Annotated in this window: 23 protein-coding genes and 1 tRNA gene; 1 reads left to right on the top strand and 23 read right to left on the bottom strand. The window is 61.2% G+C overall.

Annotated features, from left to right (window positions below):
• Positions 1 to 8 precede the first annotated feature (8 nt).
• Both FYJ85_RS09285 and FYJ85_RS09290 read right to left on the bottom strand, forming a co-directional pair.
• A complete protein-coding gene (locus FYJ85_RS09285) occupies positions 9 to 902 on the bottom strand; it encodes a glycyl-radical enzyme activating protein (protein ID WP_206213071.1) in 894 nt (297 codons plus the stop codon).
• A gap of 10 nt (positions 903 to 912) precedes the next feature.
• Positions 913 to 3,123, bottom strand: a complete 2,211-nt coding sequence (locus FYJ85_RS09290; RefSeq protein WP_154418109.1) for a pyruvate formate lyase family protein — start codon at positions 3,121 to 3,123, stop codon at positions 913 to 915.
• 122 nt (positions 3,124 to 3,245) lie between these two features.
• On the opposite strand from FYJ85_RS09290, the gene FYJ85_RS09295 reads away from it, so the two are divergent.
• Positions 3,246 to 4,064 (top strand): helix-turn-helix domain-containing protein, encoded by an 819-nt coding sequence (locus tag FYJ85_RS09295; RefSeq protein ID WP_106054187.1) that lies wholly within the window; start codon positions 3,246 to 3,248, stop codon positions 4,062 to 4,064.
• Between the two features lie 43 nt (positions 4,065 to 4,107).
• Here FYJ85_RS09295 and FYJ85_RS09300 read toward each other — a convergent pair whose 3' ends face one another.
• The 21 genes from FYJ85_RS09300 to rplK form a co-directional block, all read right to left on the bottom strand.
• A complete protein-coding gene (locus FYJ85_RS09300) occupies positions 4,108 to 5,364 on the bottom strand; it encodes a hypothetical protein (RefSeq protein ID WP_154418110.1) in 1,257 nt (418 codons plus the stop codon).
• 559 nt (positions 5,365 to 5,923) lie between these two features.
• Positions 5,924 to 6,000 (bottom strand) — tRNA-Val (locus FYJ85_RS09305).
• 54 nt (positions 6,001 to 6,054) lie between these two features.
• Entirely contained in the window at positions 6,055 to 6,768 is a 714-nt protein-coding gene (locus FYJ85_RS09310) for a phosphoribosyltransferase family protein (RefSeq protein WP_154418111.1), read from the bottom strand.
• Positions 6,761 to 7,165 carry a YraN family protein gene (locus FYJ85_RS09315; protein WP_154418112.1) on the bottom strand — a complete coding sequence of 135 codons (405 nt, stop codon included), beginning with the start codon at positions 7,163 to 7,165 and terminating at the stop codon, positions 6,761 to 6,763. Before FYJ85_RS09315 ends, FYJ85_RS09310 begins: the two co-directional genes overlap by 8 nt.
• Positions 7,162 to 7,842, bottom strand: coding sequence for an IspD/TarI family cytidylyltransferase (locus FYJ85_RS09320; protein ID WP_158704109.1), 681 nt, complete (start codon positions 7,840 to 7,842; stop codon positions 7,162 to 7,164). Before FYJ85_RS09320 ends, FYJ85_RS09315 begins: the two co-directional genes overlap by 4 nt.
• Before the next feature lie 19 nt (positions 7,843 to 7,861).
• Positions 7,862 to 9,259 (bottom strand): dihydrolipoyl dehydrogenase, encoded by a 1,398-nt coding sequence (gene lpdA, locus FYJ85_RS09325; RefSeq protein ID WP_106054182.1) that lies wholly within the window; start codon positions 9,257 to 9,259, stop codon positions 7,862 to 7,864.
• A gap of 151 nt (positions 9,260 to 9,410) precedes the next feature.
• Positions 9,411 to 9,674 (bottom strand): 30S ribosomal protein S19, encoded by a 264-nt coding sequence (gene rpsS, locus FYJ85_RS09330; RefSeq protein WP_106054181.1) that lies wholly within the window; start codon positions 9,672 to 9,674, stop codon positions 9,411 to 9,413.
• The gene (gene rplB / locus FYJ85_RS09335) at positions 9,674 to 10,504 is read right to left on the bottom strand and encodes a 50S ribosomal protein L2 (RefSeq protein ID WP_106054180.1); all 831 of its coding nucleotides are present in this window, start codon (positions 10,502 to 10,504) and stop codon (positions 9,674 to 9,676) included. Before rplB ends, rpsS begins: the two co-directional genes overlap by 1 nt.
• 19 nt (positions 10,505 to 10,523) lie before the next feature.
• On the bottom strand, positions 10,524 to 10,805 hold the full coding sequence (rplW, locus tag FYJ85_RS09340; protein WP_106054179.1) for a 50S ribosomal protein L23: 282 nt from the start codon (positions 10,803 to 10,805) through the stop codon (positions 10,524 to 10,526).
• An 11-nt stretch (positions 10,806 to 10,816) separates the two neighbouring features.
• A complete protein-coding gene (gene rplD / locus FYJ85_RS09345; protein WP_106054178.1) occupies positions 10,817 to 11,452 on the bottom strand; it encodes a 50S ribosomal protein L4 in 636 nt (211 codons plus the stop codon).
• A gap of 13 nt (positions 11,453 to 11,465) precedes the next feature.
• A complete protein-coding gene (gene rplC, locus FYJ85_RS09350; protein WP_106054177.1) occupies positions 11,466 to 12,122 on the bottom strand; it encodes a 50S ribosomal protein L3 in 657 nt (218 codons plus the stop codon).
• Positions 12,123 to 12,201: 79 nt separating this feature from the next.
• Positions 12,202 to 12,525 carry a 30S ribosomal protein S10 gene (rpsJ, locus tag FYJ85_RS09355; RefSeq protein WP_106054176.1) on the bottom strand — a complete coding sequence of 108 codons (324 nt, stop codon included), beginning with the start codon at positions 12,523 to 12,525 and terminating at the stop codon, positions 12,202 to 12,204.
• A 3-nt stretch (positions 12,526 to 12,528) separates the two neighbouring features.
• Positions 12,529 to 14,643, bottom strand: a complete 2,115-nt coding sequence (gene fusA / locus FYJ85_RS09360) for an elongation factor G (protein WP_106054175.1) — start codon at positions 14,641 to 14,643, stop codon at positions 12,529 to 12,531.
• A gap of 18 nt (positions 14,644 to 14,661) precedes the next feature.
• Positions 14,662 to 15,132, bottom strand: a complete 471-nt coding sequence (rpsG, locus tag FYJ85_RS09365; RefSeq protein ID WP_106054174.1) for a 30S ribosomal protein S7 — start codon at positions 15,130 to 15,132, stop codon at positions 14,662 to 14,664.
• Between the two features lie 40 nt (positions 15,133 to 15,172).
• Positions 15,173 to 15,577 carry a 30S ribosomal protein S12 gene (rpsL, locus tag FYJ85_RS09370; protein ID WP_106054173.1) on the bottom strand — a complete coding sequence of 135 codons (405 nt, stop codon included), beginning with the start codon at positions 15,575 to 15,577 and terminating at the stop codon, positions 15,173 to 15,175.
• A 191-nt stretch (positions 15,578 to 15,768) separates the two neighbouring features.
• Positions 15,769 to 20,163, bottom strand: coding sequence for a DNA-directed RNA polymerase subunit beta' (gene rpoC, locus FYJ85_RS09375; RefSeq protein WP_418393309.1), 4,395 nt, complete (start codon positions 20,161 to 20,163; stop codon positions 15,769 to 15,771).
• 21 nt (positions 20,164 to 20,184) lie between these two features.
• On the bottom strand, positions 20,185 to 24,006 hold the full coding sequence (rpoB, locus tag FYJ85_RS09380) for a DNA-directed RNA polymerase subunit beta (protein WP_106054172.1): 3,822 nt from the start codon (positions 24,004 to 24,006) through the stop codon (positions 20,185 to 20,187).
• 364 nt (positions 24,007 to 24,370) lie between these two features.
• Positions 24,371 to 24,760, bottom strand: coding sequence for a 50S ribosomal protein L7/L12 (gene rplL, locus FYJ85_RS09385; RefSeq protein ID WP_106054171.1), 390 nt, complete (start codon positions 24,758 to 24,760; stop codon positions 24,371 to 24,373).
• 29 nt (positions 24,761 to 24,789) lie between these two features.
• Complete coding sequence (gene rplJ / locus FYJ85_RS09390; protein WP_106054170.1) at positions 24,790 to 25,311, bottom strand: 50S ribosomal protein L10; 522 nt, start codon at positions 25,309 to 25,311, stop codon at positions 24,790 to 24,792.
• Entirely contained in the window at positions 25,308 to 26,015 is a 708-nt protein-coding gene (gene rplA, locus FYJ85_RS09395; RefSeq protein ID WP_154418113.1) for a 50S ribosomal protein L1, read from the bottom strand. Before rplA ends, rplJ begins: the two co-directional genes overlap by 4 nt.
• On the bottom strand, positions 26,008 to 26,436 hold the full coding sequence (gene rplK / locus FYJ85_RS09400; RefSeq protein WP_106054168.1) for a 50S ribosomal protein L11: 429 nt from the start codon (positions 26,434 to 26,436) through the stop codon (positions 26,008 to 26,010). The genes rplA and rplK overlap by 8 nt, the downstream gene beginning before the upstream one ends.
• Positions 26,437 to 26,517 lie beyond the last annotated feature (81 nt).

A 26,517-nucleotide genomic window follows, 5' to 3' on the forward strand; every position in this document is an offset into this window, starting at 1 on the left:
GGCCGGCCTCATACCATTGCCCGCAGCCCGAAACCGCCGATCAGCTCCGCTGCGTGACGCATCGCGTCATCGCCGGGGCTCCCGGCCCGCGGCATCGTGTCGGCGCGCCCGACCGCTTCGTATTTCGAACGCGCAAGCGAATGATAAGCCAGCAGCCGGACCGCCGTGACCGTGCCGATCCCGGCCAGGAACTCCGCGCTGCGCTTCAAAGTCTCATCCTCCATATTCAGGCCCGGTATGAGCGGAATGCGGATTTCGACCGGACAGCCGTTCCGGCCGAGCCGCAGCAGATTCGCTTTGATCCGCCCGTTGCCGCTGCCGGTCAGCCGCCGGTGCGCCTCCGAATCGGGATGCTTGAAGTCGAACAGGAACAGGTCGGCCACCGGCAGCACGGTTTCGAACGCGCTCCACGGAACCTCCCCGCAGGTATCCACCGCCGTATGGATGCACTCCCGTTTCAGCAGCCTGAAGAGCTCCGCGCAGAAGGCGGCCTGAAGCAGCGGTTCGCCGCCCGAAACGGTCACGCCGCCGCCGGAGGTTTCGTAAAACGCCCGGTCCTCGAGCACGGCCGCCGCCGTCTCCTCCGGCGTCACGCGCTTTCCGTACAGCACAAGCGCATCGAACAGGCAAGCCCCGACGCACCTTCCGCACGCGGTGCAGCTCTCGCGGCCGAAGCGGTGTTTCCCGTCCGCAATCCGGTGGCAGGCGCAAACCCGGGCGCATTCGCCGCACAATGTGCATTTGTGGAACCGCACTCCGAGCTCCGGCGCGCGCCGGATGCTCTCCGGATTGTGGCACCAGACGCACCGGAGCGGACACCCTTTCAGGAACACGGTGCTCCGCACGCCCGGACCGTCGTGAACCGCAAAGCGTTTCAGGTCGCAGATGATTCCTTCCCGCATCTCCCCCTCCCTACTCGCTGATGCAGCGGGCCCGCTCGATGTATGCGTCCTGCTCTTTTCTGCAAAGATCGGTGAACAGCACGTTCCAGCCGCAGACCCGGACCTGCAGTCCGCGATAGTTCTCCGGGTGCTCCTGAGCGGCGGCCAGCGTCTCCGCATCGAAGATGTTGAAGTGAATCGCCACGCCGTTCAACCGCATATAGGTCAGGAGCAGCGCACGCATCGCGGCGAGCCCGTCCTCGCCGCGAACCGTGGCCGGATGCATCATCACGTCGAGCGGATAATCGCCCGGATACCAGGCCGGATCGATACGCGAAAGCGATTTCACCAGTGCGGTCACGCCGTTCGTATCCGCCCCCTGCACGGGAGAAAGATTCTTCGACATTTCGTCTCCGGAACGGCGTCCGTCCGGCGTTGCGCCGGTCTTCTCCCCGAGGCAGATGAACTGCCGGGCGGAGTGGCCCGACGCCTGGTAGAAGCCGCCGCGCGCGTTCGGACGCCGGTTGATCCTTTCCGATACGTGGCGCGCGAGCTCCGCCGCAAGGCGGTCCGCCGCCTCGATGCCGTTGCCGTACTTGTTCCCGTCGCGCAGAATCCGCAGCCGCAGCTTTTCATGGCCGTTCCAGTCGGCCTTCAGGATGTCGCGGAGTTCGGCAGGCGTCAGCTCCCGGCGCTCGTAGACATAGCTGCGGATCACCGTCAGCGCATCGACCGCGGAGGCGAACCCGGCTTCGAGAATCGACGAAATATTGTAGACCGACCCGTCCGAGAATGCGTCGCGCGCCGTCTCGAGACTGTGCCGGATTGTCGCGGAGAACAGCAGCGCCGGGTTGATCTCGTGCAGCGTCCGCTCGAAATCATCCACGCACCGGATGTTGAATTCGATGATCCGGTCGAGCTGCCGGAAGTAGGCGGCCAGAAAATCGTCGAAGGTCCGGAGCCGGTCGAGCGGGCCGGTCTTCTCCCCGAATGCGATTCCGGTCAGCGGGTCGATGCCGTCGTTCAGTACCAGTTCAATCGGTTTCAGCATATTCAGGTGCCCGACGCCGGTCGTATTGCCGAGTGCGCGCGGCACGAACTCGTAGCAGCCGCGGATGTCGCAGGTCCGCGCCTCCTCCGCGCTGAAGCCGCAGGCCGCCATCGCGCGGGCGATGCCGGGTTCGCAGACGAACACGATGCTGTTGTGCCCGCGCCGAATCATGTCGAACGCACGGTCCAGAAACTCCGGCGGCGTATTCGGCGCGGTTTTGATCTGGATTTTCGGCGTATGCAGTCCGAGCCGGTCGTACTCCTCGAGAATCAGGTGCGAAAGTTCGCTGATCTCCGTGGAGCCGTCGGCCTTCGTTCCGCCGAGATAGAACGGGTGGCCCCAGTAGTTGTCGATCGACGCCCACTGCATCAGGAAGTAGCCGATGAATTCGCGGATCTGCGCTTCGGTGAACCGCTTTTCCGCCAGGTCCCGCCGGAAATACGGCAGGAGCATGCGGTCGAGGTTGCCGAGCGACCGGACCTGATACCGGTCGATATGTTCGCCGAACATGAAAAAGAGATAGATCAGCGACAGAACCTCGAACGTGTTGCGCGGTGCGCCGGAAATCAGCGCGCCGAGGCACTCCGCCACGGCAGCGACCCGTTCACTGCCGTCCGCGTGCTCAAGCGCATACTTCCGGAACCGGCCGAGCATCTCGAGAACCGCGCGGCAGGCGATTTCCATGCCGTCGAAACGGGCGGCCGCCTCGGGCGTCAGCGTGCCGCGCTCCGCGTGGCGCCGGCGATATCGCCGCACCCGGTCGAGCAGCCCCGGAAAGCCGAGCTCATAGACGGCCTCCCAATCCGGCACGGAGTGGTCGAAGTCCTTCCAGATCGCCGTAGCGCCGGTACGTTCGCAGAGCTTCCGCAGCTCCGTCAGCTCAGGCGAAGCCCGGTCCGCCTCTTCGCTCCAGCCATAAATCAGCGCGGTCAGCGGCCGGTCGTCCCGGTCCCAGCAGCCGAAGCCGACGAACCAGTCGTGCGGGTTCACATCGATCCGGACGTTCCGGGTCACATACTCGAAGGCCCGCGCTTTCACAACCGGACGCGGTTCCCCGGCCAGCTCCCGCGCGAGCAGTCCGATGTCTCTTCTGATCGTCTCATTGTCGAGACCGGTCGCCGGATCGAAAGACGGATTCCGGAATTTGCCGAGCAGATACGGCAGATCCTGTTCGAAGGTGCGATATGTCATGGCAGCATTCTCCTTTTTTATTTATTATACACGCGCCGCACCGGAAACAGAATGGCGGAAAACGGAATAAGTTTTGCATTTTGTGATTTTCATGCTATTTTATCCAAAGCGGGAGGCATGTGATGGCGGAGTTGAGGAACCGGGATGAAATTTACGGGCTGAGCAACCGAATCAGCCTGACGCTGACCCATTTCGCCAAAGGGGCATACCCGGTCTTTTCGGCGACGCCGCAGGCGCTTTCCGTCAACCGGATGCTTGGCATTTTTGAGAACCCGAACGGAGCGGAGAACTTCATCCGCTGCGGGGACGACAAGCTTCCGCTGATTCCGGGAACCGTCTACTTCATTCCGGCCTACCTGCCCGCGCAGGTCCGGCTCGACGACCGGACGCTCTTCGTCTCGATCCAGTTCAGCCTCGAACTCCATTCCGGCGTGGAACTGTTTTCGATGTACAAGCACATCCGCAGCGAATACCGGCCGGAGCTGGTCGCCCGGCTGGTCGAAATTTTCGACTCCGACCGGCAGCTGCTGCTTGCAGTCGAACTGCGCAAGCACGTGTTCGCATTCGTATATGACATGCTCGACGGAAGTGCGGAGACACCGCCCGACCTCGCGGCCCGCTTTGCGCCGTACGCAGCCGTACTCGACCATATCGCGGCCCGCTGCACGGCCGGAATGCGCGTCGCGGAGCTGGCGAAAATCGCCCGGATGCCGCGCGAAACCTTCACGCGAAGATTCACCGCCGACACCGGAATCACGCCGAAACGTTTTCTCGACCGGCAACTGCTGCGCCGCGCCTCGGAGCTGCTGCGCCGTCCGCATACCACAGCACGCGAAGTCGCCGCCGAGCTCGAATTCAGCAGTGAATTCGTCTTTTCACGTTTCTTCAGGAAACAGAGCGGACTCTCTCCCGGCCTCTACCGGCGGCAGTACCGGCCCTGAACGGCTCCGCCACCTCTCGCGATCCCCGGCACCGGACCGGACATCACACCTCTTCCACCGCATCGCGGCAGTGGGCGGTTTTCAGGATGTCGAGCCCCCATTCGTATTCGCTGCGCGTCTTGAAGTTGAACATGATCGAAAGCAGGTTCCCGCCCGGTTCGATTTTGCGGCACTCAAGCAGGAACGGATGCTCCCAGTCGTTCACCCGGAACAGTTCGGCCCGGCAGTCCGGCCCGAGCAGGACGTTCTCCATGAACACCTTGTCGGGGTGCTGGCTCATGCGCCTGCCGAGCATCCGCGTCCGGAACTCCTCCTCTTCGTCCGGCGAAACCTGACAGACGGCACTGCTCGCCGCAATGCAGCGATCCGGTTCGACCAGCCGGATCGCGCCGTCCTTCTGCTCCTCGCGCCGGAAACCACCCGGAATCAGAATCTCCCAGTTGCCGATCGGGGCCAGCAGCGGAAATTTGCGGAAACCGACCGATTCGAACCGGGTGTCCTCCGGAATTTCCTCCGGCACAACAGGCGTGCGCCCGACGATTCCGCACAGTTCGAGGTAAAGCTTCCGGGGAAACGGCAGCAGCGGGTCCTCTTTCGCCACCTTTTCCAGACTCCGGCAAATCTCTTTGCAGAGCGGGTCGCCGGCATGGAAAGCACACCGGGTCCAGGCGTCGCTCATAGCCAGGTTGCGCAGATAAACCGTGTCCTTCTCCCGGTTCGGCCAGATGAAGAAATCCTGCAGAAACGCCATCGGCTCCCGGTCGAACAGGGCCTTGACGGAACAGGGAAACAAACCGGTCGGACAATACCAGTGATTCTCCGGCGCATTGGCGAGCATGTACCAATCGTCAGGCCACGCGAAGCAGATCGCCTCGCTCCGCCGGCCGCCTTCGATCTCAATGGTCGTCAGGAGTTCCTCCAGAAAGGGCAGGAACACCGCGCGCCGGAGAGCTTCGAAATCGCCTCTCTCGCAGTAAGGGTCGCCGGGCTCATAAACCGCAGCCAGGCGGGCCTCGCCGGCCAGTGCATTGCAGAAGTCGGCCGCCGCCGCATGGAAGCCGGGCCCGGCGATCGAGCTGTCGGCACTTCCCTTCAGCATCTGCGCCTCCTCGTCCGGATGGAAAACCAGATCGCCCTCCGGACAGAAATGAACGGCGATGTCCTCCTCGCGCCGCTTGATGCCGCAGCCGCGCTGCGCGGCCAGGGCCTCCATGCGGGAGACGATTTTCGGGAGATTGAACTTGCCTGCGAAACACAGCAGCCGGCGCGGAGTCATGGAAACACAAAAACCGACATTCATCTGGTCCTCCTTTCCATCATCGTAAGGCGACGGAAGTTACAATAACGCCATTCCGCCGGCTTTACAAGCGGCCCGCCGGAAAAGATGCCGCCGCCTGCGGTCTCCTGCTTTCCCGAATTGCGGAATCGAAAAAACCAGCTGTACAGCCAGCCACGCTGCCGTCCGCAGTCCGGACGAAAAACGGTTCCGCAACGAGGGTAAAACATGATGACTACCTTCGCTCGCGGGAAAGAACGGCGATATAGCGTTCAACGGGATGGGATAGAGAGCGAAGTATGCAAGTGTAAGATTGCTCACGGGAAAGGACGGCCTGCCGGTCCTCCGACGCGCTGCACACTATGGAGGACATCCTTCCCCTGCGGGTACTCCTGTCTGCGCTCATCCTTTTCACTCGCTTCGCCCGTGGGAAAGGGCGGCTTGCCGGTCCTCCGACGCGCTGCGCGCTATGGAGGACATCCTTCCCCTGCGGGTACTCCTGTCTGCGCTCATCCTTTTCACTCGCTTCGCTCGCGGAAAAGGATGGCTTGCCATCCGTAGCTCGACTTCGTCGAGCGAAGGATGGTGGGCAATGACGGACTCGAACCGCCGACATTCACGGTGTAAACGTGACGCTCTAACCAACTGAGCTAATTGCCCGGTTTGACAATATATCACACATTCCGCCGCCGCGCAAGCTGACCCGGAAAAAAATCAGTAACGCGGCGTCCGAGCGGCGGTCAGAACGAAAATCGGTCCGGAACCGGCCTTGAGCAGAACCGCGGCGGCCGCCGCCAGCGTGGCGCCGGTGGTGAACACATCATCGACCAGCAGAATGCATTTCCCGCGAACCGCCTCCGGCTTGCCGACGGCGAAAACGCCGTGCGGATTCTTCCGCCGCGCCTCTTTGCTCAACCTCGCCTGATGTCTGGTCCGCTTGATCCGGATCAGCGCATTGCAGAGCGGAATCCCGAGCTCCCGCGCGACAACGCCGCCAAACAGAGCCGCCTGATTGAAGGAGCGCCGGAAATGGCGCGTGATATGCAGCGGAACCGGAACCACGAGATCGGCCCGGAAACTTTCCTCCCGCCGCATGCGTTCCGCCGCCGGGATCCCGAACGGGCGCGCCAATTCCGGATGGTTGAAAAATTTGAAGCGGTGAATGACCTGCCGCGTCAGATCGCGATACTCATAAACCGCCGCCGCCCCGACCCACGGACGCGGTTCGGCGGCAATGCAGACCGAACAGAGCGCAAGCGCCGTGTCGAGTTCGCCGCCGCAACCTCGACAACGGGTCCCTTCGATCCGGTGCATCTCCTTCTCGCACTCCGGGCAGAACCGGTTTTCCCCGCCGCCGTCGCCGCGACGGCAGACCGGGCAGGGAAACAGATTGAGCCCGGCGGAGACCTGTTTCAGCAATTCACGCACGTCCACGCTTTCCTCCCGGTTCCAGCGGCGGAAGATAGTTGCAGCGATGCACGATGCTCCGGATCATACGCGGAGAGGCGATGACCTCGATCAGGTCGAAACGGCCGGGCAGCAGCGGCTTCCCGATCACCCGGCAGTAAAACAGAGCGGCGCGGAAATTCCGGCGCATCTGCCGGAGAGAAAGATTGTCGCCCGGCCGATAGAATCCCGAACGGCGGCGCGTCTTGACTTCGACAAAGACGAGAGTCCTGCCGTCACGGGCGACGATGTCCAGTTCGCCGGAACGGATCCGCCAGTTGCGGGCCAGAATCGTGTAACCCTTTGCCAGCAGCAGACGCACCGCCGCCTCCTCGCCGCGGCGGCCGAGCACCAGGTGGGCCGCGCGGGCAAGCTTCACTGCCGCCTCCCGGGGAAATGCCGGTTCAGCAACGCCATATCGCCCGGATAGGTGACCTTGATGTTCTCCTCCGGATTATGCACCACCCGGCATGGGAAACCAGCCGCCTCCATAACACCGGCATCATCGGTAAAATCGACCTCCGGATTGGCCGCATAAGCGGCACGCAGCCGGGACAGATCGAAGACCTGCGGGGTTTCCACCCGCCACAGCCCTTCCCGGCTGACGGTTCCGGCGATCATCCCGCCTCCGTCGCTGCGCTTGAGCGTATCGGTCACAGGCTTGCCCGGAATCGCGCCGCCGCTCCGCCGCGCCTCCTCCGCCAGCGTCTCCAGCAGCGAAACCGACGCCAGCGGTCGCGCCGCGTCGTGAATGGCAACAATCCCCTCGCGCAGCGGAATCGCCGCCAGACCGGCCTGAACGGAAGCGCAGCGAAATGCGCCGCCCGCCGTCCAGACGATCGGGGCATCGGGCAAAAAGCGCTCCGCCGCCAGGCGGAATTCATCCCCGCCGCCACGCGGATGCACCACCACCAGGCAGCCCGGCGCCGCCGCCGGGAGAAAACGCCTCACGCAGTGGAGAAACAGCGGCAGGCCGTCCAGCTCCAGCAGCAGCTTGTTGCCGCCGAAACGACGGGCCGAGCCGCCCGCCACAATCACAACGGCCAGATCATCCATACAACAATCCGCACAAAGCTCAGCGCTTCTTCCGGGTCGGCATATGCGCGCATTCGCCGTGAACCGCATGCGCGGCCTCCATCATCGCCTCGCCGAGCGTCGGATGCGCATGGATCGCGCGGCCGAGCTCCTTCGCGGTGATCTCCATCAGCATGGCCGGACCAGCTTCTGCGATGAGGTCGGTCGCATGCGGCCCGATGATATGGATGCCGAGCACCTGATCGCTCTCCGCATCCGCGAGAATCTTCACGAATCCTTCGGTCTGGTTCATCGCCATCGCCTTGCCGAGTGCCGCAAACGGGAATTTGCCGACGTTGTAGGCGACTCCCTCGCTCCTGAGCTGTTCCTCGCTCTTGCCGATCGTACCGATTTCGGGAGAGGTGAAAATGCAGCCGGGGGTCAGCGCGCCGGTGAACTCCTCCGGCTTGCCGCGCAGCGTATTGACCACATTTCCGGCCGCCGCGCTTGCCCAGTGTGCGAGCATGATTCTGCCGACCGCATCGCCGATCGCATAAATGTTCGGAGCGCTGGTCCGGAAGCTGTCATCGACCTCGATAAAACCGCGCTGATCGGTTTTGACCCCGGCGGCGGGAAGATTCAGATCGGCCGTCACCGGCTTGCGTCCGATCGAAACGAGCAGATAGTCGGCTTTCAGCGTCTCATCTCCGACCTTGCCGGAGACGCCGCGGGCCGTGCATCTGATGTCCGTGAGCGGGGTTCCGTTCAGAATCCGGATGCCCTTCCCGGCCATCTGTTTCGCCAGCAGCTTCGCGCATTCGCCGTCGGTCTGCGGCAGGATCTGCGGCAGCATTTCGACGACCGTCACCTCAACGCCGAGCTCGGCGAAGAGACAGGCGAACTCACAACCGATGACCCCGCCGCCGAGAATCAGCAGGCTCTTCGGCAGTTTCGGCAGACTCAGCAGCTCCGTGGAGGTCAGAATACGGTCGCCTTTCGGGATGAATCCCGGCACCAGCGGATCAGAACCGGTCGCAATGATGAACTTGTCCGCCTCAATAACCGTGCCGGCCGCCTCCCCGGCAGCCACCATCAGCTGACGGCGCGACAGAAACTCGCCGCGGCCGCCGAACACCGTGACTCCGGCCGATTTGAGCAGAGAAGCGATCCCGTTGCGGAGTTTGCCGATGACTTCGTCCTTGCGCGCGAGCATCTTCTTCCAATCCGCCCTGACCTCGCCGGAAATCTCAACTCCGAAATCGGCGGCATGTTTCGCGGAGGCATAGACCTCCGCCCCCGCAATCAGCGTTTTGGTCGGAATGCAGCCGACATTCAGGCATGTACCGCCGAAAAACGCCTTCTCGACCAGAGCCGTTTTGAATCCGCACTGTCCGGCACGAATCGCTGCGACATACCCGCCGGGACCGGCGCCGATCACACACACATCAAACTTTTCCACGGTTCCTCACTCCCTGATGTTTTGTCTACGGAAACATACAGACAAGATAGCACATTTTTCGCGGCGTTCAAGCCGGAAACAACGGATAAAAAAAGAAACCCCGCATTCGGCCTCTGCCGTTGCGGGGTTTCTTCATGCAGACTTCCGATAATTACTTGCCGGAAACCACACCGTGATCCTTGAAGGTACGGGTCAGCGCGAACTCGCCGAGCTTGTGACCGACCATATTCTCAGTCACGAACACCGGAATGAAGCTCTTGCCGTTATGCACGTTGAACGTGTGTCCAACGAAGTCCGGGATGATCATCGAGCGGCGCGACCAGGTCTTGATCGCCACTTTCTGATTGCCCATCTTCTCAACCTTGTCGATCAGGTACTGGTCGACGAACGGGCCCTTCTTAATCGATCTGGCCATTACTTCTTCCTCCGCTCAACAATGAAGTTCTTCGAAGTCTTCTTCGGATTGCGGGTGCGCTTGCCCTTGGCCAGCTGACCCCACGGCGAAACCGGATGGCCGCCGCCGGAGGTGCGGCCTTCACCGCCGCCCATCGGGTGATCGACCGGGTTCATCGCAACGCCGCGGACATGCGGACGGAAGCCGAGGTAGCGCTTCTTGCCGGCCTTGCCCATCTTGACGTTCATGCGGTCGAGGTTGCCGATCTGACCGACCATCGCGTGACAGTTCACATGGATCATGCGGACTTCACCCGACGGCAGCTTGATCTGCGCATAGGTCTCTTCCTTGCCGCGCAGGGTCGCAACCTGGCCGGCCGAACGGGCGATTTTCGCACCGCGGCCGGGCTGCATCTCGATGCAGCAGATATTGACGCCGACCGGAATATCCTTGATCGCCAGCCAGTTGCCCGGCTTCAGCTCGGCCTTCGCACCGTTCATGACCTTGTCGCCGACCTTCAGCCCGACCGGAGCAAGGATGTAAGACTTCTCGCCGTCCGCATAGCAGATCAGGGCGATATTCGCCGAACGGTTCGGATCGTACTCGATCGAGACGACCTTGGCCGGAACGTTTTCCTTGGCGCGGATGAAATCGACCATGCGGTAACGGCGCTTGTTGCCGCCCCCGCGGAAACGGGTCGTGATCCGGCCGGCGTTATTGCGGCCGCCGGACGCCTTCTTGCCTTTCAGCAGACTCTTCTCCGGCTTGGTCGAGGTGATCGTGGACGCATAGTCCAACGTCGCCATATGACGCCGGGAGGGAGTCACGGGATTAAAACTTTTAACCGCCATTTTTTAATTCTCCCTCTATTTAGATGATCTCGATGCTGCCTTCGGACAAGGTGACGATCGCCTTCTTCCAGTCAGCGCGGCGCCCCATTTTATTGGTGCGACCGGCACGACGGGCCTTGCCCATGCAGTTCATTACATTCACCGATTTGACCTTGACCTTGAACAACTCTTCGATTGCCCGGCCGATCTCGATCTTTTCGGCATCCGTCTTCACCTTGAAGACATACTTCGAGGCCTGCGCCTGCGCGTTGCACTTCTCGGTGACCACCGGTGCGATGATGATATCAAAAGCACTTCTCATGGGAAACCTCCTTACGCCAGACGCTGAATGAACGCATCGAGGGCATCCTTCGTGAAAAGGAGCTTGCCGAATCGAAGCAGTTCATAAACGTTGACATTTTCCGCCTTGCGAAGCACCAGATTCGACAGATTGCCCGTCGCGCACACCACCGCGGCCTGATCTTCCAGGCTCGGCAGCGACATCATGACCGTGCTGTCCGCAAGGTTCAGGTTCTTCAGAATGGCGACGACGTTCTTCGTCTTGTGGTCCGGCAGGGCGACGGCGTCAACCACCACCACATCGCCTTCGACAATCCGTTCCGAGAGCGCGCGCTTCAGCGCGAGCTGCAGAACCTTCTTATTGACCTTCTTGGCGAACGAACGCGGACGCGGCCCGAAAATCGTGCCGCCGCCGACCCAGACCGGGCTCCGGCTCGAACCGGAACGGGCGCGGCCCGTGCCCTTCTGGCGGAACGGCTTCGCACCGCCGCCGGAAACTTCACCGCGGGTCTTGGTGCAGGCCGTACCGGCGCGCAGCCCCGCGAGATACGCGACGACGGCATCATGAACCGCCTGTTCGCCCTTCTCCAACTCGATCACACCTTCCGGAATGACGTACTCGCCAACCCGGGCACCTTTGCAATCAAGGATATCTAAAGTATTCGACATTTTACACACCCTCTTACTTCTGCGCGCCCGGCTGCTTCTTGATTGCACTCCGGATCAACAACACGCCGCCGTTCGCCCCCGGGACCGCACCCTTGAGCAGGAGGACGTTGTCTTCCGCCATCACACGCACGATCTTCAGATTCTGCACCGTACGCGGAACGTTGCCCATGTGACCCGGCATGCGCTTGCCCTTGATCACGTTGCCCGGCCATTCGCAGCAGCCGATGGAACCCGTGCGCCGGGTCCAGGCGCCGCCGTGGCTGGCGCGGCCGCCGCCGAAACGATACCGGCGGACAACACCCTGAAAGCCGCGGCCCTTCGTCGTGCCGACCACATCCAGGTACTCGTTCGCTTCGAAGATATCCGCCTTCAGCTCAGTGCCGAGCGCCGGGACCTCGTCCTTTTCGGAGATGCGCACTTCGCGCAGCACCGACGGCAGCTTGTCGCCGGTCAGCCCCGCCTTCGCGAGATGCCCGGCACGGGCCTTCGTGACATTCTTCGCCTTGCGCTGACCGTAACCCAGCTGAATCGCCGTGTAGCCGTCGCGCTCACTGGTCTTGACATCGGTCACCACGCACGGACCGGCTTCGATCACCGTCACCGGGATCAACACGCCGTTCTCGTCGTAGACCTGCGTCATACCGACCTTTTTACCGATTAACCCTTTCATACTTTCTCCTTTCGTGAGAAACATTCGATACGTGCCCCCAATCGGTCGGGGGCCTTGGTATCTATGGAGTCAGAACCGACTAGACTCCAATCTTGATCGCGATATCCACGCCGGCGGGCAGATTGAGCTTCTTGAGCTCATCAACCGTCTTCGCCGTCGGGTTGACAATGTCCATCATACGCTTGTGCGTACGGATCTCAAACTGCTCCATCGACTTCTTGTCGACGTGCGGAGAACGGTTGACCGTCCAGCGCTCGATGCGGGTCGGAAGCGGAACCGGGCCGGCCACGAGAGAACCGGTACGTTTCGCAGTTTCAAGAATCTCGTTGACTGACTGATCCAGAATCCGGTGCTCGTAAGCCTGCAACCGGATGCGGATACGCTGGGTTTTTCCCGTAGCCATAGCTTATTTCTTCTCCACAATTTTGTCTTGGACTTGTTTCGGAACTCTTTCAAAGTGCGCCGGCTCCATCGAATAAGAGGCGCGGCCGCGGGAGAGAGAACGAATCGCCGTCGCGTAACCGAAAAGCTCCGACAGCGGAACATTCGCATGAACCCGGGTGAAGCTGTTTTCGCCGGCATTGATCTCAACGATCGTGCCGCGGCGGCTCGTGATGTCGCCGATCAGGTCGCCCATGTTTTCGTCCGGAGTGGTCAGCTCGACCTTCATGATCGGCTCGAGCAGCATGATGCCGGCCTTCTTCGCCGCATCCTTGAGCGCCATCGAACCGGCGACTTTGAACGCCATTTCCGAAGAGTCGACCGGGTGGTACGAACCGTCGATGATCTCGACCTTGAAGTCGATCAGCGAGTAGCCCGCCAGCACGCCCGAAGCGGCCGCTTCGCGGATGCCCTGCTCGATCGGCTTGATGTATTCCTTCGGAATATTGCCGCCGACAACCTTGTTCTCGATCACAATGCCGGAACCGCGCTCACCCGGAATCAGGTTGATGATACAATGGCCGTACTGGCCGCGGCCGCCGGACTGGCGGACGAACTTCATATTCGAATCGGAAGCGCCGCACAGCGCCTCACGGTACGCAACCTGCGGAGCGCCGGTATTCGCCTCGACCTTGAATTCGCGGACCAGGCGGTCGAGAATAATCTCGAGATGCAGCTCGCCCATGCCGGAGATGATGGTCTGGCCGGTCTCCTCATCGGAACGGACCTGGAAGGTCGGGTCCTCTTCCGCCAGAGCGACGAGGCCCTTCGACAGCTTGTCGCGGTCGCCGGACGATTTCGGCTCGACCGCAATCGAGATGACCGGTTCGGGGAACGCCATCGACTCAAGCACGATCGGTTTCTCTTCGAGGCAGATCGTGTCGCCGGTGGTGACGTTCTTCAGGCCGACCGCGGCCGCGATGTCGCCGGAGAAAATCTCCTGCTGCTCGACCCGCTGGTTCGCGTGCATCTGAAGCAGCCGACCGAGGCGCTCGCGCTTGTTCGTGCGCGGATTGTAGACACTCATGCCCTGCGACGCGACACCGGAGTAGACACGGAAGTAATAGAGCTTGCCGACGAACGGGTCGGTCATGATCTTGAAGACCAGTGCCGCAAACGGCTGCAGGTCGCCGACATGACGGGTGATCGCTTCGCCGTTGTCGGGGTTGGTTCCCTTGATGTCCCAGATATCGACCGGGCTCGGCAGGTAATCGACCACAACGTCGAGCAGCTTCTGAACACCCTTGTTCTTGAACGCGGTGCAGCAGGCGACCGGAACGATCTTCGCGGCCAGCGTCGCGCGGCGCAGAGCGGCCTTGATCTGGTCGTGGCTCGGCATCTCGTCGGCGAGAAAGATCTCCATGATCTCGTCATCGACTTCGGCCAGGCATTCGACCATGTGCTTGTAAGCGGCTTCCTGACGCGCCTTGAGATCGCCGGTCGGCTCCTCTTCGGTCATCGTCACGCCGTTGTCCTTCTCATCGAAATAGACGCACTTGTTTTCGAGCACATCGATCACGCCCTTGAAATCCGCCTCGCGGCCGATCGGCAGCATGAGCGGAACCGGCGTCGCGCCGAGTTTCGTATGAATCTCGGTCACCACGCCGTCGAAATCGGCGCCGGTTCGGTCCATCTTGTTGACCAGCGCGACGATCGGAACGTGATACTTCTGGGCCTGCCGCCAGACCGTCTCGCTCTGGGGCTGGACCTTACCGACCGAACAGAACACCGCAACGGCACCGTCGAGCACACGCAGCGAACGCTCCACCTCCGCCGTGAAGTCGACGTGTCCGGGAGTGTCGATGATATTGATCCGGTGATTCTTCCAATAGCAGGTGGTGGCGGCGCTGGTGATCGTGATGCCGCGCTCGCGCTCCTGTGCCATCCAGTCCATGGTGGCGGTACCCTCGTGGGTATCGCCGATCTTGTAGTTCACGCCGCAATAGAAAAGGATACGCTCGGTCAGAGTGGTTTTGCCCGCGTCGATGTGGGCCATGATGCCGATGTTGCGATAGTCCTTGAGCGCATGCTTGCGGTTCGGGGACTCATGATATTGGGTTTTGTCTTGGTCGGTACTCATAGTGTTCGTTCCCGGCGATTACCAGCGGTAATGAGCGAACGCCTTGTTCGCCTGCGCCATTTTAAAGGTGTCTTCTTTCTTCTTGATCGAGGAACCGGTGTTCTCGAAAGCATCCAACAGTTCGCCGGCGAGCGAATCGGTCATCGACTTGCCCTTGCGGCCGCGGGAATAGCTCGTGATCCAGCGCATCGCCAGAGCGACCTGACGCTCCGGATCGACTTCGATCGGAACCTGATAGGTCGCACCGCCGACGCGGCGGCTCTTGACTTCAAGCTTCGGCTTCACGTTCTCGAGCGCCTGCAGGAACACATCGAGCGGCTGCATCTCCGGCTTCTTCGCCTGAATCACGTCGAACGCACCGTAGACGATCTGCTGCGCGGTGGACTTCTTGCCGCGGTTCATGATCGTATTGATCAGACGGGCCACCAGCTCGCTATTGTACTTGACGTCGGGAATCAGCTCCCGCTTCACAACTCTGCGTCTTCTCATCTCTTTCGCACCCTATCTATGATATTGAGTTCTCTATCGATTACTTCTTCTTGCCCTTGGCCTCTTCCTGGCCCGGCTTCGGACGCTTCGCGCCGTACTTCGAACGGCCCTGACGGCGCTTGTCGACGCCGAGGCTGTCGAGCGCGCCGCGGACGATGTGGTAACGCACGCCCGGGAGGTCGCGGACACGTCCGCCCTTCACGAGAACCACCGAGTGTTCCTGAAGGTTGTGGCCTTCGCCGCCGACGTAGGCGGTGACTTCCTGCCCGTTGGTCAGACGGACACGCGCGATCTTGCGCAACGCCGAGTTCGGCTTCTTCGGGGTACGGGTCGTCACCTGCAGACAGACGCCGCGGCGCTGCGGGCAGGCGCTCAACGCCTTCGATTTGCTTTTCTTCGCCTTCTCTTCGCGTCCGAAACGCACCAGCTGGTTGATTGTCGGCATAACAAATTCCTGCTTTCTTATATTTTCAATCGAATTATAAAAGACTTAACATACATCAAAGACTTATAAAATAATACCGCAAACCGGGTTTTGCAAATCACTTACCGATTTTTTTGCCAAATTTCTTCCGGCACCCGGATTCCGGCCGCCGCTCCGGATCTGCCGGATCCGGGCGGCGAACCGCTCTGCGCTTACTCGTTTTCGTCGTCAAACCCGGCATCGTCGAGCCCGGCGTCATCCAGATCGGCAAACGCGTCGTCGTCGAATTCGGCGACCATCTCCTTCGCCTCGTCCGGCAGCGAATCCTCCTCCTCGTCTCCGAAGATGGCGGCATCGCTCTTGTTCTCGGATTCCCGCCAGGCCGCGGCGATCTCCTCGACCGAACGCTCGCTCTCGCGCACCGGCAGCTCCGGCTCGATCTCGGTGCCGAGATATTTGAGCCGGATCGACTGCATGATCTCCGTGCCGGTACCGGCCGGAATCAGATGGCCCGTGATCACGTTTTCCTTGAAGCCGTTCAGGTTGTCCACCTTGCCGACCGTCGCCGCCTCAGTCAGAATACGGGTGGTGTCCTGGAACGACGCCGCCGAGATGAAGCTTTCGGTTTCGAGGGCCGCTTTCGTGATGCCGAGCAGGATCGGCTCGGCTTCCGCCGGCTTGCCGCCCTTCTCGATCATCTCACGGTTGACCCGGTCGAATTCGGTGCGGTCGAGCTGCTCGCCCGGCAGATAGTCGGTCGACCCGGATTCGGTGATCCGGACCTTCTGCATCATCTGCCGGATGATGATTTCAACGTGCTTGTCGTTGATTTCGACGCCCTGCGCACGGTAGACGAGCTGAATCGCATCGACCAGGTGCCGCTGGAGCTCATGGATGCCGCAGACTTCGAGCAGCGTGTGCGGAACGATCGAACCTTCCGTCAGCTTCTGACCCTTGCGGACGAAGTCGCCCTTGCTCACGGTCAGATGCTTGTGCGGCGGAATGTTGTTGTGCTCCTCGGTCATGCCGGACTCCGGATCGCGGATCAGCAGCTGGCGCTTGCCGCGGGTCATCTTGTCGACCTCGATATAACCGTCGATGCGGGCAATCTCCGCCACGTCCTTCGGCACACGCGCTTCGAACAGCTCCGCGATGCGCGGCAGACCGCCGGTGATGTCCTTGTTCTTGGCCGACTGCCGCGGAACGCGCGCCACGACCATGCCCGGGGTGACCTTCGCGCCCGGCTTGGTCATCAGCACTGCGCCGGCCGGCAGCGGATAGTTCGCGAGGAACTGCCCGTCCGGCGAATTGATGACGATCTGCGGGTGCAGGTCCTCGCGGTGTTCCATGACCGTGGCCTGATCGGAACCGCCGCGCTTCTGCTTCTGCAGCGTCACGCCCTCCACGAGGTCGTGCAGCTCAACCACACCGGCCTCTTCGATGATGATCGGCACGTGGTTCGCCTCCCACTGCACGAACACCTCGTTGGCCTTCACGCTGTCGCCGTCGTTCTTGTCGATCACCGAACCGGCTTCGAGCTCATAGCGGTCGAGCTCGGCCTCCTTCAGCGCATCTCCCCAGAAGTCGTAATCCTTGTTGTAGACCGTACCGAGCGCTTCCGCCTCGATCTGGGCCCGTTCGCGGGCCGTCTTCTCGGCCTCCTTCGCCACATTCGGATCGTAGACGATCACATAGCCGTTCTTGTTGACGACGACCGTCTTGCCCTTCTGGTTCTTGATCGTGCGCACATTGAACAGCTTGATGACGCCGTCATGACGCGACGCGATCACCGGCTGCTTGTACGCGCTCGAAGCGGTGCCGCCAATGTGGAACGTACGCATGGTCAGCTGCGTGCCCGGCTCGCCGATCGACTGGGCGGCGATGATGCCGAGCGCGTCGCCTTCCTTCGCCTGCCGGTCGCTGGCCAGGTTCCGGCCGTAGCACTTCACGCAGACGCCGCGCAGCGTCTCGCAGGTCAGGGTCGAGCGGATCAGCACGCGCTGGATGCCGCGCTTGTCGATGAGCTCGACGATCTCGGGCGTGAACTCTTCTCCGGCCGAAATGATCAGGCGGCCGTCGGCATAAGCGGGATCGCGGATGTCCTGCGCGCTGAACCGGCCGAGGATGCGGTCCTTCAGCGGCAGGATCACCTCGTCGCCTTCGATGATCGCGCTGGTCCAGACGCCCTTTGTGGTTCCGCAGTCCTGCTCGCGGCAGATGATATCCTGCGCAACGTCAACGAGACGGCGGGTCATGTAACCCGAGTCCGCGGTTTTGAGCGCGGTGTCGGCCAGACCCTTGCGGGCGCCGTGGGTCGAAATGAAGTATTCGAGCACCGACAGACCTTCGCGGAAGTTCGAGGTGATCGGCCGTTCGATGATGTCGCCCGACGGCTTCGCCATCAGACCGCGCATACCGGCCAGCTGGCGGATCTGGTCCTTGCTGCCGCGCGCGCCGGAGTCGAGCATCGCGTAAACCGGGTTGATCTCGCCGCGCCGCGAGGCCGCTTCGAGCCGCGCGAACAACTCGTTCGCCACCGCGTTCGACGCCTGCGTCCAGATGTCGATGACCTTGTTATGACGCTCGCCCTCGGTCAGCAGACCGTTGTTGTACTGGTCGAGCACACTGTCGATCTGTGTGCGGGCGCCTTCGATGATCTCCTCTTTCTTGTCCGGAACCTGCAAGTCCGCAATCGAGATCGAGAGACCGGCCAGCGTCGCATGGCGGTAGCCGAGGTCCTTCAGATCATCCAGCAGCTTGATGGTCGCCTCATGCCCGGCGATGTTGTACGAATCGCTGATCAGGCGGCCGAGGTCCTTCTTCTTGGCAATCTGGTTGAAGAACCCGAGACGCGTATCCCAGATTTCATGGAACAGGCAGCGGCCCGGCGTGGTCAGGAGGAATTTACTCTCCTTGTCGCCGTAGATCGTATCCTTGCCGTAGTCCGGGTTCGGGATGCGCACCGCGTCATGAATCTTGATGAAGCCGCACTGCATCGCGTACAGCACCTCGAAGAAGTCGCGATAGAGCTTCGCTTTCTCCTTGTTGCGCGGCTCGCAGGTCAGGTAGTAGCTGCCGAGCGTGATGTCCTGCGTCGGAGAGACGATCGGCTTGCCGTTCGCGGGCGAGAAGATGTTGTTCGGCGCAAGCATCAGAAGCTTCGTCTCCATCTGCGCCTCGTTCGACAGCGGCACGTGCACGGCCATCTGGTCGCCGTCGAAGTCCGCGTTGTATGCGGTGCAGACCAGCGGATGCAGACGGATCGCCGATCCTTCGATCAGGACCGGGTCGAACGCCTGAATCGACAGACGGTGCAGTGTCGGCGCGCGGTTCAGCATGACCGGGTGGCCGAGAGTCACCTCTTCGAGGATGTCCCACACCTCCGGTTCGCCGCGCTCGATCATCTTCTTGGCGCCGCGGACGGTGTGCGCGAAGCCGCGTCCCTTCAGGTGGCGGATGATGAACGGCTCGAACAGAATCATCGCCATCTTCTTCGGCAGACCGCACTGATGAATCTTCAGCTCGGGACCGACGACGATGACCGAACGGCCCGAGTAGTCGACGCGCTTGCCGAGCAGGTTCTGGCGGAACCGGCCCTGCTTGCCCTTGAGCATGTCCGAAAGACTCTTGAGGGCGCGGTTTCCGGCGCCGGTGACCGCGCGGCCGTGGCGGCCGTTGTCCATCAGCGAATCGACCGCCTCCTGCAGCATGCGCTTCTCGTTCCGGATGATGACCTCCGGCGTGCGCAGCTGAAGCAGATTCTTCAGGCGGTTGTTGCGGTTGATGACGCGACGGTAGAGGTCGTTCAGGTCGCTCGTCGCAAACCGGCCGCCTTCGAGCGGAACCAGCGGACGCAGATCCGGCGGAATGACCGGCAGAACGGTCAGAATCATCCACTCCGGACGCGAATTGCTGCTCATGAATCCTTCCACGAGACGCAGCCGCTTGGCCAGCTTCTTGCGAATCGCCTTGTTGCGGGTTCCCTCGAGGCTGACCTCGAGTTCGGCCTTCAGCATCGGCAGGTCGACGCGCTCCAGCAGCGTCTTGATCGCCGGGGCGCCCATGTCGGCCATGAAAGCGTCGCCGTAATCGTCCACCGCCTGGCGGTATTCGATCTCGTTCATGGTCTGGCCGACCTTGAGCGGCGTATCGCCCGGATCGGTCACGACGTACTCTTCATAGTAGATCACGTGCTCGAGCGACTTCGCGGTCATGTCGAGCACCAGGCCGATGCGGCTCGGCATGCACTTGAAGAACCAGATGTGCGAAACCGGCACGGCCAGCTCGATATGGCCCATGCGCTCGCGGCGCACCTTGGCCTGGGTCACTTCCACGCCGCAGCGGTCGCAGACGATCCCCTTGTGTTTCACACGCTTGTATTTGCCGCAGTTGCACTCCCAGTCGCGGGTGGGTCCGAAAATGCGTTCGCAGAAGAGACCGCCCTTTTCCGGCTTGAAACTGCGGTAGTTGATGGTCTCGGGGTTCTTGACCTCGCCGAACGACCACGAACGGATCACTTCCGGCGACGCAACGTTGATCGAAACCGCACCGAATGAAGACGCCGAGCTCTTGCCCAGCAGCTCCCGGTAAGCATAAGTATTGTCAATCAAGGTAAATTCCTCCTCGAATTAATGTTCGCCCGTCTTCTTCACGGTACGGATGTCGAGCCCGAGGCTCTGCATCTCCTTCAGCAGCACGTTGAAGGACTCCGGCCGGCCGGCCTCCAGAACGTTCTGGCCCTTCACGATCGACTCGTAGATCCGGGCGCGTCCGGCGACGTCATCCGACTTCACCGTCAGCATCTCCTGCAGGTTGTGGGCCGCGCCGTAAGCTTCGAGCGCCCACACTTCCATTTCCCCGAACCGCTGGCCGCCGTGCTGCGCCTTGCCGCCGAGCGGCTGCTGCGTGACCAGCGAATACGGACCGACCGCACGGGCGTGGATCTTATTCGCAACCAGGTGGTCGAGTTTCAGCATGTACACATGCCCGACGGTCACACGCTGATCGAACTTGTCGCCGGTACGGCCGTCATAGACATCGGCCTTGCCGTCGTAGACCCACTTGCCGGCTTCGTCCTTGCGGAAGCCCCAGTGATAATCCTGCCCCTCCTTCGCGGTGAAGGCGTCGTTGCCCTCCTTCATGAGCTCTACGATCTTCTCTTCCGGAATACCGTCGAAGACCGGCGTCGCCACCTTGATGCCGAGCATCTTGGCCGCCCAGCCGAGGTGCGTCTCGAGCACCTGGCCGATGTTCATGCGGCTCGGCACACCGAGCGGGTTCAGGATGATGTCGACCGGCGTGCCGTCCTCGAGGAACGGCATGTCCTCGACCGGAACGATCCGCGACACGATACCCTTGTTGCCGTGACGGCCGGCCATCTTGTCGCCGACCTGCAGCTTGCGTTTGCAGCCGACGTAGACCTTGACGCGCTTGATGACGCCGGACTCGGCGTCCGCATACTCCATATTGTCGCCGAGCCGGCGGCGCTTTTCCTCGTTCTCCTCGAACTGCGGAATAAACGTGTCGATGATTCCGGTCAGCGTCTTCTTGAGCTCGCAGTCCTCCATGCCCCAGCAGTCGTAATGCGCGGCAAGCTTCTGGATCGAACTCTTGGTGACCTTCCGGTTCGAGCTGATCAGCACCGCATTTTCGCGGGCCGGCGACATATCGAAGATCGGATACGGCAGCTTCACGCCGAGCATCACGTCCGAAAGCCGGGCGGTCAGGTCGTCGATCAGGCCGTTGTAGATGTCGCGGTAATCGTTCTTGATCATCTTCTCCTGACGCTTCGCCTCGGTCCGGGTCATCGAAGAGCGGGCCGGGTCCTTGGCGTACTCGGTGCGGATGTCCATGACGATGCCGCCCTTGCCGCTCGACACGGTCAGGCTCGAATCCTTCACGTCGGCCGCCTTCTCTCCGAAAATCGCCCGGAGCAGACGCTCTTCCGGCGCCAGCTCGGTTTCGCTTTTCGGCGTGATCTTGCCGACCAGGATATCGCCCGGTACCACTTCGGCGCCCTCGTAAACGACGCCGCGGCTGTCGAGGTTGCGCAGCGCATCCTCGCTGACGTTCGGAATGTCGCGGGTAATCTCTTCCGGGCCGAGCTTGGTCTCCCGGCTGGTGATCTCGAACTCGTCGACATGGACGCTGGTGTAGACGTCCTCCTTGACGAGACGTTCCGAAACGATGATCGCGTCCTCGAAGTTGTAACCGCACCACGGCATGTAGGCGACCAGCACGTTCCGGCCGAGCGCGAGCTCCCCGTCCTGCGTGGCCGCACCGTCGGCGAGGATGTCGCCCTTCTTGACGGCCTGTCCGCGGAAGCAGATCGGCCGCTGGTTCACGCAGGTGCCTGCGTTGCTGCGCAGATATTTGTAAAGCCGGTAATACTGGTACGAATCCTTCGGCGCATCGGCGGCCGGCAGATTGCCGTCCGGCGTCACGACGATGTGATCGCTGACCACCTCGGCGACGATGCCGTCGGCCTTCGCCGCCACCACCGCGCGGGAGTCGCGGGCAATGCGCGCCTCAAGGCCGGTCCCGACCAGCGGTGAATCCGGCATCAGCAGCGGAACCGCCTGGCGCTGCATGTTCGACCCCATCAGCGCGCGGTTCGCGTCATCGTGCTCAAGGAACGGGATGATGCCGGCCGCGGCGCTGACGAGCTGTTTCGGCGAAACGTCCATATACTGAACCTCTTCGCGCGGATGCTCCTCGTTTTCGCTCTTGTAGCGGCTCATGACCGTCGGACGGACAAAACGGCCGTTCTCATCGAGCGGGGCGTTGGCCTGCGCGATGACGTACTGCTCCTCCTTGTCGGCGGTCAGGTAGTCGATCTGGTCGGTGACCTGCCCGTCCACCACCTTGCGGTACGGGGTTTCGAGGAAGCCGTATTCGTCGATGACCGCATAAAGCGACATCGAGGAGATCAGACCGATGTTCGGGCCTTCCGGCGTCTCGATCGGGCAGATGCGGCCGTAATGGCTCGGATGCACGTCGCGGACTTCGAAACCGGCGCGGTCGCGCGAAAGACCGCCCGGCCCCAGTGCGGAGAGACGGCGCTTGTTGGTCAGCTCCGACAGCGGGTTGGTCTGATCCATGAACTGAGAGAGCTGGCTGCGCGCGAAGAAGTCGCGGATCACGCCGGCGAACGCCTTCGGGTTGATCAGCTTCGACGGCGTCACATTCTGCTCGTCAAACGTCATGCGCTCGCGGATCAGGCGCTCGGTACGCAGCAGGCCGGCCCGGCACTGGTTCTGAAGCAGTTCGCCGACCGTGCGGACACGACGGGCGCCGAGGTGGTCGATATCATCGACCTGGCCGCCGGAGTGACGCAGCTTGATCAGCATCTTCGTCGCCGCCATCAGGTCCTTCGGGTCGAGCACGCGCTGGGTCAGCGGAATATCCTGCTTGAGCCGCTCGTTCAGTTTGTAACGGCCGACCGCGCCGAGGTCGTAACGGCGGTTGTCGAAGAAGAGCCGCTTGATCAGCAGCTTCGCATTGTTGATGTTGGTCGGGTCGCCCGGACGCATGCGGCGGTAGATCTCCTTCAGCGCGTCCTCCTCGTTGCGGACCTGGTCCTTGCGCATGCAGCCGATCAGGTAGTTGTCGCCGTCGGCGACATAAGCGAGCTCGACCTCCTTGATCCCGGCATCGATCAGCTGCTTCAGGTGGTTTTCAGTCAGCTGTACGAGCTCATCGATCACCACGATGTCGTCATCGCTGGTGATGTCGTCGATCGTGTAGAAGCCGGAGAGATCCTTCTGCTTCAGCAGCTGCGAAACCGTGTACTTCCTGACCTCGTAGCACTCCGACAGGATATCGCGGTTGGTCGGATAGCCGATCGCGCGCAGGAAGGTCGTGATGTAGAACTTCCTGCGGCGGCGGCGACGGTCGAGGTAGATGAAAATGAAGTCGTTGATGTCGAACTGCACATCCATCCACGAGCCGCGGTCCGGAATGATCCGGTACGAATAAAGCGTCCGCCCCGACGTATGCCGGGTCTTTTCGAAGCAGATGCCCGGGGAACGGTGCAGCTGGCTGATGATCACGCGCTCGGCTCCGTTGATGATGAACGTGCCCTGCTCGGTCATGATCGGAATATCGCCCATATAGACGCGTTCGGGAATCTCGGCGCCGTTGACCTTCAGCAGAAAATCGACATAGAGCGGAGCATCGTAGATCTTGCCGTCCTTGATGCAGTCCACGACATCGCCCTTGAGCTCGCTGGCATTGCCGATCTCGTAGGAGACGAATTCGAGCGACATCTGCTTGTCGAAGCTCTCGATCGGGAAAATTTCGTTAAAAACCTCCTGGAGCCCCTGATTCTTCCGCTCGGCCGGCGGAACGTCCCGCTGCAGAAAGTCGCGGTAGGAATCCACCTGGAGACCGATCAGATCCGGCACATCCAGAACATCCCGGAGTTTCCCAAAATTAATTCTTTTTGCCATACCCTGCCTGTTGTTTTATAGGTGAAAATAAAAAATATCTGTAAAATTCAGAAGATTTTCGGAACCGGTGCCCGCCGGTTCCGGCCGTCTGAGCACAAACCTGCTGAAAAACGCCATAGCCAAAACACAAAGAATCCGACCTGCCGGGAAAAAACCATACCGGCAGTTCGGAAATATTCGATTTTTTTCAGAAATTCAAAGAAGATGCGAGCCGAAAAATCCACCGGCTCGAATCAGTGGCGGAACCGCTTCAACAAAAGACCACATCAAACCATGTCCCACCGGAAAGCGGACCCTGCGGTCCGGAGACGGAAAAACGGCAGGAGACGAAAAATCCGTCCCCGCCGTGAAAAACCAGGCAAAGTTACTTGACTTCGACCTTGGCGCCAGCTTCTTCGAGCTGCTTCTTGATCTTCTCGGCCTCGTCCTTGGCAATCGCTTCCTTGAGCGGCTTCGGAGCGGCTTCGACAAGATCCTTGGCCTCCTTGAGACCGAGACCGGTGAGTTCGCGGACGACCTTGATGACGCCGATCTTCTTCGCGGCATCGAAACCGGCGAGGATCACGTCAAACTCGGTCTTCTCTTCTTCGGCGGCAGCGGCAGCGGCAGCCGGAGCCGCGGCGGCAACCGCGACCGGAGCCGCAGCGCTCACGCCGAGACGCTCTTCCAGAGTCTTGACCAGCTTGGAAAGCTCCAGAACGGTCATATTCTCGACATACGAGACGAACTCTTCCATCTTGTTTTCTTCCGACATGTTAAATGCCTCCATTATTGTTCGTTGGCTTACTTATTTTCAACTTTGTCTTTGTAGGCGTTGAGCACATTCAGGATGCTCGCCGCTTTGGCATTGAGAACGCTGACCAGGTTCCGGGACGGAGCCTGCAGCACACCGAGCAGCATCGCCTGAAGCACAGGCTTCGAGGGCAGCTCGGCCAGACTGCCGACCTGGGCGCTGGAAAGGACTTCACCCTCCATATAGCCGCCTTTGGCCGCCAGCTTGTCGTTCTTCTTGCCGAATTCGAGCAACAGCTTGGCCACCGCGCTGCAGTCACCCTTGCCGAACACCATCGCGGTGCCCTGGGTGAAATCGATGGAATCCGCGCCGTTGATGTTCAAGAGCTCGCAAGCCTTCTTGATCAGCGTGTTCTTCAACACGTGGCAGCAGGCGGACTGAGCGGCCAGCTGCTTGCGCAGATCTTCCAGCTCTTTGACCTTGAGGCCGGCGAACGAGACGAAGTAGACATAATCGGCGGAACCGATCTTTTCACTGATCTCCTTGACCAGAAACTGCTTTTCGTTTCTCATTCCTTACCTCTCCCCAACTCTTTCGTATTGATCTTGACGCCGGGCGACATCGTCGCCGTGATCGTGCAGGAGAGGATATAGGCACCCTTGGCGGTCTGCGGCTTGGCCTTCACGAGCGCATCGACGATCACGTCAAAGTTGCTCTTGAGCGCATTTTCGTCGAAAGACAATTTGCCGAACGGAACATGGACACAGGCGCCACGGTCGGCACGGAATTCCGCACGACCGGCTTTCGCCTCGCGGACCGCATTGCCGACCTGATCGGTAACCGTACCGGTCTTCGGGTTCGGCATCAGGCCGCGCGGACCAAGCTGACGGCCGAGGGGACGCACGAGACGCATCGCATCCGGCGTCGCAATGAGGATATCGAAATCCTGCCAGCCGCCCTTGATCTTCTCAACCACGTCCTCAAACCCGACAAAATCCGCACCGGCCTCTTTGGCTTCCGCCGCTGCGGCGCCGTCGGCGACGACGGCAACGCGGACACTCTTGCCGGTACCGGCCGGGAGCGCAACCGCACCGCGGACCGTCTGATCGGACTTCCGGGGATCGACGCCGAGCTTGAACGCGACTTCAGCGGTCTGATCAAACTTGACGCCCGGGAACTTCTTCAGAAGCGCAATCGCCTCAGCCACACCATAGCGCTGCTGGGGATCGAAACCTTCGACCTCAACCTGCTTCTTGTAAAGCTTACTTCTACGCATCGACCACCTCAATTCCCATGCTGCGCGCGGTTCCTTCGATGATGCGCATTGCCGCTTCCTCGCTACGGGCGTTGATGTCATTCTTCTTGATCTGAACGATTTCACGGATCTGCGCACGCGTGATCTTGCCGGCCTTTTCAAAGCCCGGCTTCTTCGCCGCGGAAGCCACTCCCGCCGCCTTCTTCACGAGGACGGCCGCCGGGGGCGACTTGCAGATGAACGTGAACGACCGGTCCTGATAGACCGTGATCACGACAGGAATAACCATTCCGCTCTGAGCTTGAGTGGCGGCATTGAACTGCTTACAGAAGTCCATGATGTTACAGCCGGCCTGCCCGAGGGCGGGGCCGATCGGCGGCGCCGGCGTAGCGGCGCCTGCCGGAATCTGCAACCGGATCAAGCCTGTAATCTTCTTTGCCATGATTACTTTTCCTTTTCCGATTCAAAAGGTGGTCCGGACCGGCAGGTATCCCGCCACCAGTGAATCATACGACATGTTACA

Origin of the sequence: Victivallis lenta (assembly GCF_009695545.1) — a bacterium.
Classification (GTDB): Bacteria; Verrucomicrobiota; Lentisphaeria; order Victivallales; family Victivallaceae; genus Victivallis; species Victivallis lenta.

Bases quoted from the DNA above. Each gene is read 5' to 3' on its own strand.
- FYJ85_RS09290 (WP_154418109.1), bottom strand. From the start codon at position 3,123: ATGACATATCGCACCTTCGAACAGGATCTGCCGTATCTGCTCGGCAAA.
- rpsJ (WP_106054176.1), bottom strand. From the start codon at position 12,525: ATGGCTACGGGAAAAACCCAGCGTATCCGCATCCGGTTGCAGGCTTAC.
- rpsL (WP_106054173.1), bottom strand. From the start codon at position 15,577: ATGCCGACAATCAACCAGCTGGTGCGTTTCGGACGCGAAGAGAAGGCG.
- rplC (WP_106054177.1), bottom strand. From the start codon at position 12,122: ATGAAAGGGTTAATCGGTAAAAAGGTCGGTATGACGCAGGTCTACGAC.
- rpsS (WP_106054181.1), bottom strand. From the start codon at position 9,674: ATGGCCAGATCGATTAAGAAGGGCCCGTTCGTCGACCAGTACCTGATC.
- FYJ85_RS09320 (WP_158704109.1), bottom strand. From the start codon at position 7,842: ATGGATGATCTGGCCGTTGTGATTGTGGCGGGCGGCTCGGCCCGTCGT.
- rplJ (WP_106054170.1), bottom strand. From the start codon at position 25,311: ATGAGAAACGAAAAGCAGTTTCTGGTCAAGGAGATCAGTGAAAAGATC.
- rplK (WP_106054168.1), bottom strand. From the start codon at position 26,436: ATGGCAAAGAAGATTACAGGCTTGATCCGGTTGCAGATTCCGGCAGGC.
- rplW (WP_106054179.1), bottom strand. From the start codon at position 10,805: ATGAGAAGTGCTTTTGATATCATCATCGCACCGGTGGTCACCGAGAAG.
- rpoB (WP_106054172.1), bottom strand. From the start codon at position 24,006: ATGGCAAAAAGAATTAATTTTGGGAAACTCCGGGATGTTCTGGATGTG.
- rplA (WP_154418113.1), bottom strand. From the start codon at position 26,015: ATGCGTAGAAGTAAGCTTTACAAGAAGCAGGTTGAGGTCGAAGGTTTC.
- rplB (WP_106054180.1), bottom strand. From the start codon at position 10,504: ATGGCGGTTAAAAGTTTTAATCCCGTGACTCCCTCCCGGCGTCATATG.
- rplD (WP_106054178.1), bottom strand. From the start codon at position 11,452: ATGTCGAATACTTTAGATATCCTTGATTGCAAAGGTGCCCGGGTTGGC.
- fusA (WP_106054175.1), bottom strand. From the start codon at position 14,643: ATGAGTACCGACCAAGACAAAACCCAATATCATGAGTCCCCGAACCGC.
- FYJ85_RS09300 (WP_154418110.1), bottom strand. From the start codon at position 5,364: ATGAATGTCGGTTTTTGTGTTTCCATGACTCCGCGCCGGCTGCTGTGT.
- rpsG (WP_106054174.1), bottom strand. From the start codon at position 15,132: ATGAGAAGACGCAGAGTTGTGAAGCGGGAGCTGATTCCCGACGTCAAG.
- rplL (WP_106054171.1), bottom strand. From the start codon at position 24,760: ATGTCGGAAGAAAACAAGATGGAAGAGTTCGTCTCGTATGTCGAGAAT.
- FYJ85_RS09295 (WP_106054187.1), top strand. From the start codon at position 3,246: ATGGCGGAGTTGAGGAACCGGGATGAAATTTACGGGCTGAGCAACCGA.
- FYJ85_RS09285 (WP_206213071.1), bottom strand. From the start codon at position 902: ATGCGGGAAGGAATCATCTGCGACCTGAAACGCTTTGCGGTTCACGAC.